This window comes from Ruegeria sp. AB7, assembly GCF_056542625.1.
In genome coordinates this window covers 1,147,812-1,163,457 of sequence record NZ_JBQGAC010000001.1, presented here as the reverse complement: position 1 = coordinate 1,163,457, position 15,646 = coordinate 1,147,812, and the positions used below count along the sequence as shown (strand labels likewise).

16 protein-coding genes are annotated in these 15,646 nt (G+C 55.4%); 15 read left to right on the top strand and 1 reads right to left on the bottom strand.

Translation table 11 applies throughout. From position 1 onward, the window contains the following. Positions 1–237 precede the first annotated feature (237 nt). From dddP to ACR0EN_RS05820, 4 genes are all read left to right on the top strand, one after another. On the top strand, positions 238–1,584 hold the full coding sequence (gene dddP / locus ACR0EN_RS05835; RefSeq protein ID WP_480585625.1) for a dimethylsulfonioproprionate lyase DddP: 1,347 nt from the start codon (positions 238–240) through the stop codon (positions 1,582–1,584). Between the two features lie 86 nt (positions 1,585–1,670). After that, positions 1,671–3,332, top strand: a complete 1,662-nt coding sequence (locus ACR0EN_RS05830) for a BCCT family transporter (RefSeq protein WP_480585622.1) — start codon at positions 1,671–1,673, stop codon at positions 3,330–3,332. Between the two features lie 28 nt (positions 3,333–3,360). Continuing rightward, positions 3,361–4,317, top strand: coding sequence for an ABC transporter substrate-binding protein (locus ACR0EN_RS05825; RefSeq protein ID WP_120981185.1), 957 nt, complete (start codon positions 3,361–3,363; stop codon positions 4,315–4,317). Between the two features lie 301 nt (positions 4,318–4,618). Further along, positions 4,619–4,972 carry a GFA family protein gene (locus ACR0EN_RS05820; protein WP_120981186.1) on the top strand — a complete coding sequence of 118 codons (354 nt, stop codon included), beginning with the start codon at positions 4,619–4,621 and terminating at the stop codon, positions 4,970–4,972. Between the two features lie 96 nt (positions 4,973–5,068). Here the strand turns inward: ACR0EN_RS05820 and ACR0EN_RS05815 are convergent, their stop codons facing one another. After that, complete coding sequence (locus tag ACR0EN_RS05815) at positions 5,069–5,353, bottom strand: winged helix-turn-helix transcriptional regulator (protein WP_259462647.1); 285 nt, start codon at positions 5,351–5,353, stop codon at positions 5,069–5,071. Between the two features lie 213 nt (positions 5,354–5,566). On the opposite strand from ACR0EN_RS05815, the gene ACR0EN_RS05810 reads away from it, so the two are divergent. The 11 genes from ACR0EN_RS05810 to ACR0EN_RS05760 all read left to right on the top strand — a co-directional run bounded on the left by ACR0EN_RS05810 (position 5,567) and on the right by ACR0EN_RS05760 (position 15,644). Continuing rightward, positions 5,567–6,175, top strand: coding sequence for an NAD(P)H-dependent oxidoreductase (locus ACR0EN_RS05810; protein WP_170510850.1), 609 nt, complete (start codon positions 5,567–5,569; stop codon positions 6,173–6,175). Next, positions 6,162–6,881, top strand: coding sequence for a glutathione S-transferase family protein (locus tag ACR0EN_RS05805; protein WP_170567742.1), 720 nt, complete (start codon positions 6,162–6,164; stop codon positions 6,879–6,881). The genes ACR0EN_RS05810 and ACR0EN_RS05805 overlap by 14 nt, the downstream gene beginning before the upstream one ends. A 3-nt stretch (positions 6,882–6,884) precedes the next feature. Then, positions 6,885–7,538: a DsbA family oxidoreductase gene (locus ACR0EN_RS05800; RefSeq protein WP_480585619.1), complete on the top strand. Its 654-nt coding sequence runs from the start codon at positions 6,885–6,887 to the stop codon at positions 7,536–7,538. Between the two features lie 200 nt (positions 7,539–7,738). After that, positions 7,739–8,929, top strand: coding sequence for a low temperature requirement protein A (locus tag ACR0EN_RS05795; protein ID WP_120981189.1), 1,191 nt, complete (start codon positions 7,739–7,741; stop codon positions 8,927–8,929). Further along, complete coding sequence (locus ACR0EN_RS05790) at positions 8,922–9,884, top strand: ion transporter (protein WP_170567740.1); 963 nt, start codon at positions 8,922–8,924, stop codon at positions 9,882–9,884. The genes ACR0EN_RS05795 and ACR0EN_RS05790 overlap by 8 nt, the downstream gene beginning before the upstream one ends. A 257-nt stretch (positions 9,885–10,141) precedes the next feature. After that, positions 10,142–10,849 (top strand): IS6 family transposase, encoded by a 708-nt coding sequence (locus ACR0EN_RS05785; protein WP_029622131.1) that lies wholly within the window; start codon positions 10,142–10,144, stop codon positions 10,847–10,849. A 55-nt stretch (positions 10,850–10,904) separates the two neighbouring features. Continuing rightward, on the top strand, positions 10,905–11,198 hold the full coding sequence (gene gloA2, locus ACR0EN_RS05780) for an SMU1112c/YaeR family gloxylase I-like metalloprotein (RefSeq protein ID WP_480585616.1): 294 nt from the start codon (positions 10,905–10,907) through the stop codon (positions 11,196–11,198). Positions 11,199–11,268: 70 nt separating this feature from the next. Continuing rightward, complete coding sequence (locus ACR0EN_RS05775; RefSeq protein WP_480585613.1) at positions 11,269–12,093, top strand: TauD/TfdA dioxygenase family protein; 825 nt, start codon at positions 11,269–11,271, stop codon at positions 12,091–12,093. 214 nt (positions 12,094–12,307) lie between these two features. Beyond that, on the top strand, positions 12,308–13,309 hold the full coding sequence (locus tag ACR0EN_RS05770; RefSeq protein WP_170612601.1) for a Gfo/Idh/MocA family protein: 1,002 nt from the start codon (positions 12,308–12,310) through the stop codon (positions 13,307–13,309). Continuing rightward, positions 13,309–14,880 carry a CoA-transferase gene (locus ACR0EN_RS05765; protein WP_170424036.1) on the top strand — a complete coding sequence of 524 codons (1,572 nt, stop codon included), beginning with the start codon at positions 13,309–13,311 and terminating at the stop codon, positions 14,878–14,880. Before ACR0EN_RS05770 ends, ACR0EN_RS05765 begins: the two co-directional genes overlap by 1 nt. Beyond that, on the top strand, positions 14,877–15,644 hold the full coding sequence (locus ACR0EN_RS05760) for an enoyl-CoA hydratase/isomerase family protein (protein WP_170612599.1): 768 nt from the start codon (positions 14,877–14,879) through the stop codon (positions 15,642–15,644). The genes ACR0EN_RS05765 and ACR0EN_RS05760 overlap by 4 nt, the downstream gene beginning before the upstream one ends. Positions 15,645–15,646: the final 2 nt, after the last annotated feature.

Sequence of the window (15,646 nt, the reverse complement as noted above, 5' to 3'; positions counted from 1 at the left end):
CGACTCAGACAACACTGATCACAACGAAATTAAACTGTGCCTACGGCGAAGCAGAGCGCAGAATGATCCCTTGTGCCTTCGGTGTTCCGATCAACAACACTGCAAATGATCGCACCCCGGATACGTCAATGGGGGAATTCGCAGATCAAGCTATGAACGCAGCTTGAATGAGAGGCCGCGCACGTCAGGGCGCGGCCTTTTTTGCTTGCCATCAAGCGCCTGAAAGGAAGCCATAGAATGAACACCCATTACAGTCATCGGCGCAAGATTGACCCTAGCCAGGGCGTTCGTCTTGGCGATGGGACGGCAAATGACGGCGACCGGGTCGAGATTGGGCCGACCGCACTTGCACATGCTGAATGGCGCGAGGCGGGGTTGGCGTTGCCCGATCTGACCGAGATGCGCAAGGCCCGGCATCAGCGCCTGACCGACGCTATTGTGGCCCGCGGCTATGGGGGGTTGCTGATGTTCGATCCCCTGAACATCCGCTATGCGACCGACACGACAAACATGCAATTGTGGAACACCCACAACCCGTTCCGAGCCTGCCTGCTATGTGCCGACGGATACATGGTGCTTTGGGACTACAAGAATGCGCCGTTCCTCGCCGAGTATAATCCGCTTGTCCGCGAGAGCCGATCTGGCGCTGACATGTTCTACTTCGCCCGTGGCGACCGGATTGGGCCAGCGGCCGACACCTTCGCTGCCGAGGTGGCGGACCTGCTGGCCACCCATGCGCCGGGCTATACACAGATCGGGATAGACAAGATCCAGCCTGCGGGACTGGACGCGATCCGCCGAGCGGGGCTGGAGTATCGCGACGGCGAGGAAGTCACCGAACGCACACGGGGCATCAAGACCGAGCACGAGTTACGCGCCATGCGCTGCGCCATACATTCCTGCGAGCGTTCGATGGCCGCCATGGAAGAGTTCGCGCGCGCAGAAATTCCAAAGGGCGGGGTGACCGAGGACGATGTCTGGGCCGTGCTCCATGCCGAGAACATCAAGCGTGGCGGCGAATGGATCGAGACACGGCTGCTCACCTCGGGGCCACGCACGAACCCGTGGTTTCAGGAATGTGGACCTCGGGTCATCGCCGAGAACGAGATCCTCGCCTTCGACACTGATCTGATCGGGCCATATGGCATTTGCGCGGACCTCAGCCGTACATGGTGGATCGGTGACGAACTGGCGCCGAAACATATGCGCGAGAGTTACGCCGAGGCCGTCGAGCACATCCGCTACAACACGGCGCTCCTGCGCCCCGGCCTCCACATGGAGGAGCTGACACGCTCATTGCATGTGCTGCAGGACAAGTATCAGGCGCTGAAATATTCCTCTCCGATGCATGGTGTGGGCCTGTGCGACGAATGGCCATTGATCGCCTATCCCGACCGACTGGTGGACGGCGCCTTCGACGCCATTCTCGAACCCGGGCTGACGCTGTGTGTCGAAGCGCTGGTGGGTGAGGTCGGCGGCGACCACATGGTCAAGCTGGAGGATCAGGGAGTTGTAACTGAAAGCGGGTTCGAAACGATTTCGACCTACCCGCTCGATAAGCGCCTGATGGGAGAAACGGCCTAGCTGGCATTCGCAATATCCAAAGGCCGCCAGCAAACCCATGACACGGTCCGCTGACGGTTCAAAATTAGCATACAATGGAGGAAAGTATGAAACCACCTTTAGGCGAATTGGACATTCCAGTTTCAGAGAGCGGCTTTTATGAAGGGTTCTCAAAGAACGTTGCCGTTTCCGCGAAAATCCTGGTGGGTTTGCTCATCGTGTGGGCCGTGGCCTTTCCGGAGAGTGCTGCAGAGACACTAGGAACATTGAATGGCTTCATTCTGGCGAGCTTTAACTCTTGGTACATCTACGCAGTATCGTTTTTCCTCATACTCTGCCTTGTTCTGGCGGCATTGCCGGCTTCTGGCAGGCTTCGGTTGGGTCAGGACGATGAAAGGCCTGAATTTTCGAATTTCTCTTGGTTTTCAATGATGTTCAGCGCCGGGATCGGCATTGGGATGCTGACCTTTGCGACAGCCGAACCGATTTACCATTTTCAAAACAACCCCCACGTGATTATGGGAGACGTGCCCGCTCAGACAGCTGAAACCGTAAGGTCAGCCTATATCTGGTCATTTGCGCATTGGGGGCTATCGGCCTGGGCATGCTATGCAATTGCCGGGCTGGGGTTCGCGTATTTCTCATACCGCAGGGGCCTGCCACTTACGGTGCGCACCGCGCTCATCCCGCTTTTCGGCAAGTCGCTTTCGGGCCCAATTGGTCATGTCATCGATATCGTAGCCGTGGTGGCAACTATCCTGGGCGTTGCCCAGACCCTTGGCTTTGGTGTCGAGCAGTTTGTAGCCGGCCTTAACCGGATTGGTTTCGGTGACTGGTTGCTGGTGACCGATGAGGGAGGAACACAAAAAGCGTCCTTTGCCGCCATCATCTTCGCCCTTGTGGTTATCATGGGTGCATCGACCCTGTCCGCACTTTCCGGTGTCGGCAAAGGGATCAAATGGCTCTCCAATATCAATATGGGGCTGAGCTTTTTCTTGTTGGCGTTCTTCCTGATTTTCGGTGCAACATTCTTCAGTCTGCAGGCCATGTTTGTCGGTATCTGGGATTACCTACTGGCGCTGCCGGGAATCAGCTTTACCGTCTGGTCAGATGATGGAACCGAAACGGGCGCCGCACTTGCCGGCTGGCAAGGCGGCTGGACGGTGTTCTACTGGGCCTGGTGGATCGCAGTGACCCCGTTCGTTGGTCTGTTTCTTGCCAGAGTTTCGCGTGGGCGCACAGTGCGCGAGTTTGTGTTGGGTGCAATGCTTGTCCCGGCAATGATGTGTTTCATCTGGTTCGCCTTTGTTGGCGGTACGGCCATCCACCTTGAACTTACAGGTGAGGCTGGGGGCTCGATTCTGGGCGCAGGAATCTCAGACCAGCTGTTTGCGACACTGGCCGTTATTCTCAACGACAATCTGACATGGGTGTTCTCAGTTATCGTTGTGGTACTTCTTTTGACATATCTTGTGACCACGGCAGACTCCGCTGTTTTGATCGTAAATACAATCAACGCCGCAGGCGATGACGGCCCGAAAGCCAAGCCGCACATCTATTTCTGGGGTGTCGCCCTGGCACTGGTGGTCGGAGCCCTGCTTGTCATTGGGGGTCTGGGAGCCATTCAAACCGCGATGGTTATTGCGGCTTTGCCATTCAGTTTGGCGATGGTTCTGATGGGCTTTGCACTGATTAAGGCGATCTACAACGATAGTCGAAGAATTGCCGAAGGTGTTCCGACCACCGCCCCGGCATCTGCTGCGGAATGAAGCTTGATAGTGATGAAAGGACTTCGAGATGAAAACGCGTAAATCTTTTGCAGCTATCAGTGTGGCGTCCGCGGTAACTGCCGCTTCTACAGTCTCGGCGGCCGACATGGTCATTGGCGTCCCGAACTGGCCATCGGGGGAAGCCACCGCACATATTCTGAAGGTTGCCTTGGAAAGTCGGCTGGACTTGGACGTCGAACTGCAGGATAGCACCAATGCAGCCATGTTTGCGGCTATGGATGCCGGAACCCTGCATGTGCATCCTGAGGTCTGGCTGCCCAGTCTCGACTACCTTCGACGGGAATATGTCGACGGCCGAAAAACGGTTCAGGTAAAGTCCAGTGGCCCCAAGGGGGCGCAAGGAATGTGCGTGACAAAGGGCACGGCGGAACGCACTGGTATCACGGATATCAAGCAGCTTTCCGATCCGGAAATGGCTCAGAAATTTGATAGTAACGGAGACGGAAAAGGTGAAGTCTGGATCGGCGCTGAAGGTTGGACTTCCACTTCCATCGAACAAGTCCGTGCACGTTCCTACGGCTATCACAAGACTATGAGCCTCAGGATCATGGATGAAGCCGACGCCTTGGCAGAACTGGGGGCTGCTGCCGGACAGAACGAGAATGTCGTATTCTATTGTTATCAGCCGCACTACATGTTCGAAGTGCACGAACTTGTCGTTCTGAGCGAGCCAGCGCACGTAAGTTCAAAGTGGATTATCGTGCCGCCCAACTCGATCCCGGGCTGGTTGGAGAAATCGACCGCCAGCGTTGCCTGGGATACTGACGATCTTCATGTCAGTTATGCGACCAGTTTGGAAAGCGCGCAGCCTGATGCCGTCGCAATGCTAAGCAATGTCAAGTTGGAGACCGAGATGCTCTCGGAAATGTCCTTTGCCTTGGCGGTCGAGAAAAAGGACCCCGAAGCATTTGCAAAGCAATGGGTTGAAGACAACTCGGCTGTTGTCGACAGTTGGTTCCCGTAGTGACATACGTTTCCAAGAATGCTTCAGGCGGTAACGAATTCCAAGCTTGGAAGTGAATTCGGCTTAAGTGTCTGATACCCTTAGGCCTTCCGGTCCAGAAGACCGGGAGGCTGGCAATGCCGCTGATCGGCCTTGCTCTGATCAAGGCAATCATCAACGGTAGCCGCCGGAACGCAGTTGGTCTTACCTCTACAGTTCCGGATACGGACCCAATTGTGGCCGAATAAATGTGTGAACAATCCTTGAGTGACTACAGATCGTTTGTGGGCGCTCTTTCCGCACTCAACCGGTGGAGTGAAAGGTGAAAAAATTCGAAGGCAGCTGTCATTGCGGTTCTGTAAAATTCACGTTTTCGATACCCGACATCGATCATGCAATGCGATGCGATTGTTCACTATGTTCCCGCAAAGGCATGGTGATGAGTGCAACGGTTATCCCGCCTGAAGAAATTAAAATCAGAAGTGAGCAGGACGCTCTCTCAACCTACCAATTTGGCACAGAATCGGCGCGGCACTATTTTTGCAATCGCTGTGGAATTCATACATTCGTCGAGACGCGGCTGAACCCTGGCCACTATCGAGTTAACCTGGGATGCATAGATGAGTTGGACGCACTTCGCCTTCCTGAGATAATCTATGACGGAAGAAATCTCTGACGCAACCAAGACGTCTGAAGGGAACTGTACACATCAAAATCGAGTCGTTGCATTTTGACAAACGGCGATCAGAAGAAACAATAACACACACCGATGCTATCGATTCAAACCGTTGGGTAACTCCTCACTCCACTTTCGCAGTTCATCGAGAAATCCAAGCGCCGTTCTGCCAAACTTGGTAATGGAATATTGAACGGAAATAGGGGCAGTATCCATTACTTGCCTCGCAACCAAGCCCTGCTCCTCAAGTTGACGCAATCGCTCGGTGATCATCTTCTTGCTTGCCCCGCCGATCATGCGCGACAGATCGTTGAAACGCACAGGACCATCTTTGAGGTGCCATAAGATAGACCCGGTCCATTTTCCGCCAATGATCCGCATACCTCGTTCTATTGCACATGGCTCCACACAGGCCTCCGAGACCAGTCGGCGCCCTTTGGCATCTTCGTCAATCCGCGCTCGCATCGTCATCCTTTAGCTTAGGCAACTAGGTTACCAAAAGTATACTAGTTGATTTCCAACACCTGTACCATCAAATGCTCTCTGAGCCCGAAGAAAGTCAAGGGTTCAAGATTACACAAATAGGATATGGACATGAGAAAAATCCTGATCGTGAACGGTACTCAGCCCTACGAATTCGCCCCCGGGCAGTTGAACGCCAGCCTAACGGAGCGCGCGCGCGACATGCTTACCGCAATGGGTCACGAGGTACGCGTGGCAACTGTCGCCGACGGCTATGACGCGAATGCTGAGGTTGAGGCGCACATGTGGGCCGATACGGTCATCATGCAGTTTCCGGTGAATTGGATGGGCGTTCCGTGGGTTTTCAAGAAGTACATGGATGAAGTTTACACCGCTGGAATGGATGGGCGGCTAAGTACCGGTGACGGTCGGACGGCAGAAGCACCGAAGGCCAATTATGGGATGGGAGGCGCGCTGAGCGATAAGACTTACATGCTTTCAGTGACGTTCAACGCCCCGAAAGAAGCGTTTAACAATGAGGCCGAACCGTTCTTTGCCGGTGGTAGCGTCGATGATTTGCTGCGCCCGATGCACCTGAACGCAAAGTTCTTTGCGATGCAGCCGCTTCCGACCTTTGCGGCATTTGATGTAATGAAGAACCCAGAAATCGACACCGATTTCGCTCGATTTGACGCGCATCTGAAAACCACGTTTGCCGAGGTTGAACATGTCCCAGCCTGATATCCATCTCTACACCGCCGGTACGATGAACGGTTACAAGCCGGTCATCTTTCTGGAAGAGGCAGGTGTCCCATACGACCTGACTCACATCAACTTTTCCAAACAGGAACAAAAAGCGCCGGATTATCTGGCGCTGAACCCGAACGGAAAGATCCCGACCATCGAAGACCGTTCGGAAGGGCGCGCGATTTTCGAATCCGGCGCGATCCTGTGGTATCTGGCCGAGAAATACGGAAAATTTCTGCCATCGGACCCGGTCAAACGGTCCGAGGTCATGCAATGGATGCTGTTTCAGGTTGGGCACGTAGGACCGATGATGGGACAGGCGATGTATTTCCAGCACATCGCTGCGCCTAATGGCCATGAAGAGCCCTTTTCAATCCGTCGCTACGTGGACGAAAGCCGCCGCTTGATGGAGGTGATGAACTCTCGTCTGGACGGGCGCGAATGGATTGCTGCAGACGAATACACCATAGCTGACATGATGCTGTTCCCATGGGCGCGTGCATATGTCTGGGCAAGGGTAGATGTGTCGGACCTGTCGCATCTGAACGCCTGGTTCGACCGTATTGACGCCCGGCCGGCCGTGCAACGGGCGTTGACCATCCCAAAGGCCAACCCCCAATTCTGGGATACCAACGCAGATGCCAGCGCCTTTGCTAAGGAAAACGCGTCGCGCTTTTCCAGCGATGTAAAAGGAACCTGAACCGTGCAAGCTGCTCTGCCCATTCGCGTCGATATCGTGTCAGACGTTGTTTGCCCTTGGTGTGTGATCGGCTACCACCAACTTGCCAAAGCTGCGCGCGACACCCAGACCGAACTAGATATCCATTGGCATCCATTCGAGCTGAACCCGCAGATGGCCGAGGGTGGCGAGAACTTACGCGAACATCTGGCGGCAAAATACGGGACCACTTTGGAAGGATCGATCAAGGCGCGTGCCCGCCTCAGCGAGATGGGCGCAGCACTTGGGTTCAAGTTCAACTACGCTGATGACATGCGGATGTATAACACCTTCCGAGCGCATCAGTTGATTGACTGGGCAGCGGTACTAGGAAAAGGCCACGAGATGAAGCAGGCACTTTTTGCGGCCTTCTTCACCCGTCGCGAGGACGTCTCGGACATGCAGGTTCTCGCCGACGCGGCCGCAGGCATCGGGCTGAACCGCGTGGATGCGCTAGACATGTTGCAAAGCCAAGATCGGGCCAATCACTTGCGCCAAAAAGAGCAATTCTGGATCAGCCAAGGTGTTCGGGGCGTGCCTGCAATGGTGTTCGATCAACGTCACCTCGTGACCGGTGCGCAGGGCGAGGAAAACTACGCCCGCATCCTGCTGCATCTACGAGACGACAGGGCCGCGTGACACCAGTGAATACCAGGCACTTCCGGCGCAAAAAAAACCACGATCGGACAGGTGTCGCCCGGCCTGCCATCGCTGAACAACCATTGTGGGGGTTGCATGACGTAAGTCTCCGCGACAACCTTCCTCTTAAATTAAAAACTCAGTCGGAGTGGCCGCATGCCGGCCGCTACAGCCCTTCAACTTGGAAGAGTTCCTAATTTATGGCACTGCATGATCACCCCATCTGGCGGAAGCCGCAACATCACCAAGACCTCGACCACGCGCACGACCATGTCCACTGGGCCGAGCTGTTCTACGACCTGATCCACGTCGTGACGATCTTTCTATTGGGCAATTACCTGTCGCATCATCTCGATCTGCATGGGTTTCTTGTGTTCGCCGGAGTCTTCATAACGCTCTGGTACGCTTGGGGCGAACTCAGCATATTCAACTCGATCTACGTCAGTACCGACTTTTGGCATCGGCTGATTATGGCCGTGATGATCTGCACGGTGATGTTCATGGCAGCGGCGATCCCGGCTATTGACGGAAAGGGTTGGGTTTTCTTCGCGTTAGGATTTGCTGCGAACAGGGCCATGATCGCGGCGCTGTACTATCGAGCCCGGCGGGCCAATTCATCAGGCGAGTCGATGTCGACGGCCCAGATCCGCAATTTCTCGGTCTTTGCGGTGATCTTTGCGATTGCAGCCTTTTTGCCTGCTCCTCTTGCTTACTGGGTGTTTGCCGTCGCGATGGTGGCCACGCAGGCAATGTATATGATCCCCGGTGTCACAGTCCTGCGTTTCGAGAGGTTTGTCCCGCGTCTTGGCCATATGGCTGAACGGTTTGCTCTTTTAACGTTGATCGTATTAGGCGAAGGGTTCTTCAAACTGGTCGTCACCCTGTCCGAAAAAGGAATTTACAAAGTATCACCGGACGTACTCGTCAACTTCGTCATCGGTGGCGTTTCGATGTTCGTGATGTGTTGGATCTATTTCGACTTTGTCGGCAATGCCAAACCAAAAGACAAAAAGGTGTCGACGTTGGTCATCTGGTGGCTTGCGCACCTTATTTTGATGCTTTGCGGCGTCATGGTCGGCGTGGCTCTTGCTGCCGAGGTCAAAGTCGGATTTTGGGAGCCATATCCAACCGAATATGCCGCCATAGGCTGTTTCGGTCTTGCCGGTTACATTGCCATGCTTTGGGTGCTTCAAAACGTCATAGAACATCGTTTGGCGTCGGATTTCGGGCGATGGGACGTGCGTGTATTCGGGATAGTGCTGGCAATCATCTGTTTCTTTGTCGTCCCACATGTCCCCTCTTTGTTAGGCAATCTGATCTGGGGGACAGCTTTGCTATCGCAAATCGCGATCCCCCTGACGCGCGCCTGGACGCAGTTTCGACATGAGTGAGGCACTTACAAGTTCAGGCTATCTAAAAAGAAAAGTCTATTGGTGGCTCGAGCGCCCGGACCGGGCGGCCACCGGTCCCTGGTTGCTTGAAATAGCTCTAATTGCCCTAATCACGCTGAACGTGGCCGCCGTTATCCTGGAAACGGTTGACTCCATATATTTCCGTTGGGGCCTGGCTCTGAACCTCTTTGAGGGTCTTTCTCTGTTTGTCTTCGTGGTCGAATACGCGGCAAGGCTGTGGGTCGCCACTGAAAATCCAAGTTACAAAACGCGCGCTGCATGGGCCGTCTCCCCGATCGCCATCATCGATTTACTAGCGATTTTACCTGCGCTGCTCTACTTGATCTTCCCGGTTGACCTGCGTCTGCTGCGTACCTTCCGCATGTTGCGACTGCTTAAACTCACGCGGTATTCCCCCGCGCTCGGCATGCTGCTTGCTGTGTTTGAGGAAGAGGCTGGCGCCTTTTTTGCAGGTTTCTTCATCCTGATGGTGATGCTGATTTTTGCGGCCAGTGGTGCTTGGCTGGCCGAGCACGAAGCGCAACCGGATGCCTTCGGTTCGATCCCCGCAGCGATGTGGTGGGCGATGGCAACGCTGACGACCGTTGGTTATGGCGACGTGACGCCCGTGACAGTTGCCGGTAAGATCTTCGGCGCTGCGATCACCGTGATTGGCATCGGTATGGCTGCGTTGCCTGCAGGGATCATTGCCAGCGGCCTGAACGACCAGTTGCACCGCCGACGGGCCAGCCTGGAACGTGAATTTCGAAAGGCCTTGGAAGACGGCGATATCTGCGAGGCCGATGAGAAAGAGATAAACGCAGTTCGCAAGCAATTGGGTCTCTCGCGCCGAGCTGCCGATCATATCCGAAACCGCGTGCATGCCGAAACAATATCACAGGTCGATCACTGTCCCACATGTGGTCAGCCGACCAAGCAAAAGGCCAAGTCGTGAACGCCAGCATCGGACTGCTTGTCTACGGAGTTCGAGATTTGCGGGGAAAAACTGTCTGTCAGTTCTTTAGCGTGCGCTCTTTCGTTGATCCCAAAAATCGGAGTCAATGAAACTGAAAAGGTCTTGTCAGAAGAACTTTGGTTGAGCGAGTTAGGGTTGTTGCGTAGCTTTTGCCCATGACCAATCTGGCCTCTTTCAAGGGTCTTGTCAGATTAACATTGCTTGAGCGGGGCAGGGCGGTTGCGTAGCTTTTGTCCATGACCAAGCCTGCCTCTTTCAAGTACTTTAAAACCAGCCCAGAGATCATCCGCCTTGCGGTGATGCTGTACGTCCGTTTCCCGCTCTCGCTTCGGAATGTCGAAGATCTGTTGCACGAGCGAGGCATCGACGTGAGCCACGAAACTGTCCGATATTGGTGGAACAGGTTCGGGCCGATGTTTGCTGCTGAGATCAGACGGAAGCGTGTTCAGCAACTGCGCGCGTTCTCCAAATGGAAGTGGCACGTGGACGAAGTTTTCGTGAAGGTAAATGGCAAGCGGCATTGTCTTTGGCGGGCTGTTGATCACGAAGGCGAGGTGCTGGAAGCCGTTGTCACCAAACGCCGAAACAAAGCTGCAGCACTGAAATTCCTCAAGAAGTTAATGAAGCGACACGGCAAAGCGGAAACCGTCGTCACGGATCGCTTTGCCTCATACAGAGCCGCGCTCAGAGAACTGGGTGCGCTCGAAAAACAAAGGACGGGCAGGTGGCTCAACAACCGCGTCGAGAACTCGCACCTGCCTTTCCGACGACGCGAACGCGCGATGCAACGTTTCAGGCGCATGCGAAGTTTACAGAAATTCGCCTCCGTTCATTCCTCCGTCTACAATCACTTCAATCAGGAACGATCGCTCACCAGCCGAGACACCTTCAAGTTGACACGCAGCGCCGCTCTTGCCGAGTGGCGTCAACTTTGTTCCGGATAGGTTCACGGTTCCCGCGGCAAACTGAGACTGGTTCGAATTCGTCTGACAGCACCGTTTGAGGATTGTTGCTGAGAATTTCAGGGCTGAGCGGCAATCTTGGAAGCTGGATTTGGCGTTGCCGGACGGTTCTCAGATTGAACTGTTTTCCTTTCCCAACCCGCCCAAACGCACGTCTCGCCCCGAAGCGCGAGGTCTGCGGCATCTTGCGTTTGTTGTGGATGATATCGAGGCGCTGAAAGACAGTCTGGAACAGAAAGGTGTCCTCGTCGAAGACATCCGTGTCGATGAATATACCGGCCATCGGTTCACTTTCTTCAGCGATCCGGACGATCTTCCATTGGAGTTGTAAGAAGCCAAGCCGATTGCATTGAAGTGATATGTCTCGTCTTCTAGGCTGAGCGAAGCAGGGAGGAGGGCGCATGGAAGTAAAACCTCTCTCGGGTGGATTGGGTGCGGAAATCGTCGGGGCGGACATCCGGTGTGAAGATCAATTCGACGCAATTAAGTCAGCCTTCGCAGAGTATTCCGTTATCGCACTGAGGGGCCAAAGCGTTAGTCCGCAAGAGCATCTGACCTTTGCGAGAAGGTTCGGCCCAATCAACGTGAACCGATTTTTCAAACCGGTTGTCGGCCACCCAGAGATTGCCATGGTGTTGAAAGAGAAGGATCAGAAAGAAGCTGTGGGAGAGGGGTGGCATACTGACCACTCTTATGATCAGGAGCCTGCTATGGGCTCGATCCTGCACGCCCTAGAGGTTCCGCCCCAGGGTGGCGACACGCTGTTTGTGTCGATGGCTGCTGCCTACGAAGCTTTGTCGCCCACGATGCGTGGTTTCTTAGATGGTTTGTGGGCGGTGCAATCCTCTCGCCATGTCTTTGGCGCCAGCATCATGGACACAGAAGCCGCAAAAAGCGGCCGTTTGGGTAACGCCGAAGCTGCCACGCAAGACGCTTTGCACCCCGTGGTCATCACGCACCCTCTCAGCGGTAGGCGAGGGTTGTTCGTCAATCCCGTGTTCGCGACCGAAATCAGAGGCTTGAGCGCGGATGAGTCTGCCGCGGTGCTGGGTATGATTTACGATCACTGCAAGCAGCCTGAATTCCAATGTCGTCTGCGTTGGCAGGAAGGGGATATCGCCATTTGGGATAACAGAGCGACGTGGCACAAGGCGATCAACGACTACCATGGGTTTCGACGTCTTATGCACAGGGTGACCGTGGAAGGGGTCGCTCTGACGCATTGATGCAAGTGGCGCTCGGCGAATTGCTGCGACTCAGTCAGAGTGTCGGCACGCCGTGAATCTCTTCGGTTCCCTATGATCGTTTTGGATGAGGCATCTAACGTCGCGTTTTTAGACATGTTTTCTGAACTTTAAGGCGCGCATAGAGTTTTTTCTTGCCAAATTTGGAACGTTCCACTAATTTTTTTGGAACGTTCCAATTTTTTGGGGAGGTCAGATGAATTGGGTATTTGTCGGAGCGAGCACTATAGCTTCGCAATATATGTTGGACGCGGTGCGTCAGCAGGCAAGCAACGACGTGACCTGGGTCGTCAGCAATTCCCCTGACCGGGTGCAAACATGGGCTAAGGAGCACGGAATTCCCAATGCAACCACAGACCTGAACGCGGCGCTGTCTGACGACGGCGTGAAAGCCGTCTACATTTCCTCCACAAATGAGAAGCACCATGGTCAGGCGATGGCTGCCATCGCGGCTGGTAAGCATGTTCTATGTGAAAAGCCGCTCGGGATGACGCAAGCGGAAGCTGTCGAAATGGTGCGCGCAGCCGAAGCGGCTGGCGTGACTTTTGGTACAAATCACCACCTGCGATGCTCTGGCAGCCATCGTGCCATTCGTGATCTCATTGCAGACGGTCGCGTCGGCGACGTTCTTTCGCTGCGTATACATCACGCGGTACATTTGCCCGGGAACCTACAGGGGTGGCGCATTAACTCAGCAGGTGCCGGCGGCGGCGTGATCCCCGACATCGTCGTTCATGATGCGGATGTCACGCGGTTCCTGCTCAATGAGGACCCGATTTCCGTCGTCGCGCAAATGGCCAGCTCTGGGATGGGGCAGGGGGTCGAAGACTCGTGCATGTCCGTGTGGACGATGCCATCGGGGGCGATGGTCACGACGCACGAAAGCTTTACGCACCCCTTTGCCGGATCAGGCCTGCAAGTGCACGGGACCAAGGGCTCGATTTTTGCGGATGGCGTCATGACGCAGCGCCCTGTTGGGGCAATAAAACTGGTGACTGAAGCCGGAAGCGAAGAGATTCCGTTTTCGGACCACTCTCTCTATGTTCAAGGCGTTTCGGAATTTGTCTCCGCAGCGGCGGGACAAGGCCGTCCTGCTGCCGACGGACCTGACGGAGTGAAATCGCTGTCAATCGCGCTGAGCGTTCGTGAGGCCGCAGCGTCGGGTGAACGTATCAACATAGATTATGGCGGTTTCTGATGACCAAGCTTGTTTCCGTTTCCGAGGCCGTTTCTCGTATCCCAGACAATGCGGTTGTCACCGTGTCGTCGTCCTCTGCGCTCGGGTGCCCTGACCTCGTGCTGAAGGCACTTGGAGAACGGTTTCGCTCTGAAGGGCATCCGCGCAACATTACAACGCTGCACCCTATAGCCGCCGGTGATATGTATGGCGTGAAGGGCATGGATTATCTGGCGCAGGATGGATTGCTAAGCCGCGTTCTTGCCGGATCGTACCCGTCGGGCCCTTCCAGCCTTGAGATGCCGGAAATCTGGAAAATGATCGTCGAGGATCGGGTCGCCGCATATAACGTGCCGTCGGGAATTCTGTTCGACATGCATCGCGAGGCCGCAGCGCATCGGCCTGGTGTTCTGACGCAAGTCGGGCTTGAAACCTTCGTGGACCCTGTCCGCGAAGGGTGCGCGATGAATGCGCGTGGCGCGGCAACGCCCATCGTGAACCGGAGAGAGTTCGACGGTCAGACCTGGCTGCACTTCCCAAACATCAACCCGAACGTTTGCGTTTTGCGCGCAACCACGGCGGATGAGTTTGGCAACCTGACCTATGAGCATGAAGGCGCTTATTTGGGCGGGCTAGAGCAAGCGATCTGCGTCCGCAACCACGGTGGGATCGTGATCGCACAGGTTCAACGTGTGACTGCCGCCGGAAGCCTGCGCCCCCATGAAGTGCGCGTGCCGGGGCATCTGGTCGACCTGATCGTTGAAGACCCGGAGCAGATGCAAACTACTGAAACGTCCTATGATCCAGCGATTTCTGGCCAGATCATGCGCCCTTGGGACAGCTTTTCACTGGCTGAGCATGGCGTCGAAAAGGTCATCGCGCGTCGCGCCGCCCAAGAACTCCGCAGCGGCATGAGCGCCAACTTGGGTTTTGGAATCAGCGCTATGGTCCCGCGTGTTTTGTTGGAAGAGGGGCATCCTCAGGCTGTGACATGGGCGATTGAGCAAGGGGCCGTTGGAGGCGTCCCATTGACCGGATTTGCCTTTGGCTGCGCGTCCAACGCACATGCTTTCGTGCCGTCCCCACAGCAGTTCATTTATTTCCAGGGCGGCGGCTTCGATATGTCGTTCCTCTCGTTCCTCGAGGTTGATGTCGAAGGCAATGTGAACGTCTCCAAACTGGGTAAGAAGCCCTATTTGACAGCAGGGTGCGGCGGTTTTGTCGATATCACCGCGCGGGCCAAAAAGATCGTGTTCTCGGGCTGGTTCGAAGCTGGCGCCAAGATTGATCTGGCGGATGATGGTATCCGTGTGAATGCCCCCGGAAAATTCACCAAGATGGTGGATCAGGTCGAACATGTCACATTCTCGGGCCGCCGTGCCCGGGAAACCGGTCAGGATGTGCTCTATGTAACCGAGCGTTGCGTTATTCGCCTGACGGATCAGGGGCTGGTCGCGACGGAAATCATGCCCGGCATTGAGGTGCAGCGCGATATTGTCGAAGCTTCAGGCGGTCGCGTCAAAGTCGCGGAAAACGCGGTTCAGATGCCCAAGTCGCTATTCGCAGTTGGCTCGATGGGGATGACACTTTGAGCAAACTGCGCATTCATATCGAGGGTGCAACCGCCGTCCTGACTTTGGACAACGAGGCCAAGCTCAATGCGCTAACTGTAGATATACTGCACGCGCTGGAAGCTGGCCTGACAGAGGTCGAGCGTGACGTGTCTATTCGTGCGCTTGTTCTGACGGGCGCGGGTGAAAAAGCGTTCTGTTGTGGGGCCGATATTGGCGCTTGGGGTGGTCTGAGCCCCGCTGAATTCGCGCGCCATTGGGTCCGTGATGGACATCGCATCTTTGACCGCCTGGCGCGGATCGGCAAGCCAACAATTGCTGCGATCAACGGTCATGCGTTCGGCGGTGGGCTAGAGCTGGCCAGTTGCTGCGATCTGCGCCTGATGACCCCGCGGTCCACGCTGGCTTTGCCTGAAGCTCGGGTTGGGATTGTACCCGGCTGGTCCGGGACACAGCGGTTGACCCGGCTGATCCCCGAAGCTGCGGTGAAAGAGATGGCACTCTTTGGGCGCCGTATTGGTGCTGACCGCGCCGTGGCCTTGGGCTATGCGACCGAGGTGACTGACGACGTTCTGGCGCGCGCGCTTGAGATCACCGCCGAACTTAGCGACCTCTCGCCTCGCGCCACCGAAATCTCAAAAAACATGATCCATGCAGCGGTCGGTGAAGACACTCATGCCGTGGTCGAAACCCTTGGTAGCGCAGCGATTGCCGCCTCAGCGGACCGCGAAGAAGGCGTTGCCGCATTCATGGAAAAACGTAACCCCACATTTTCTGGCCTTTGACA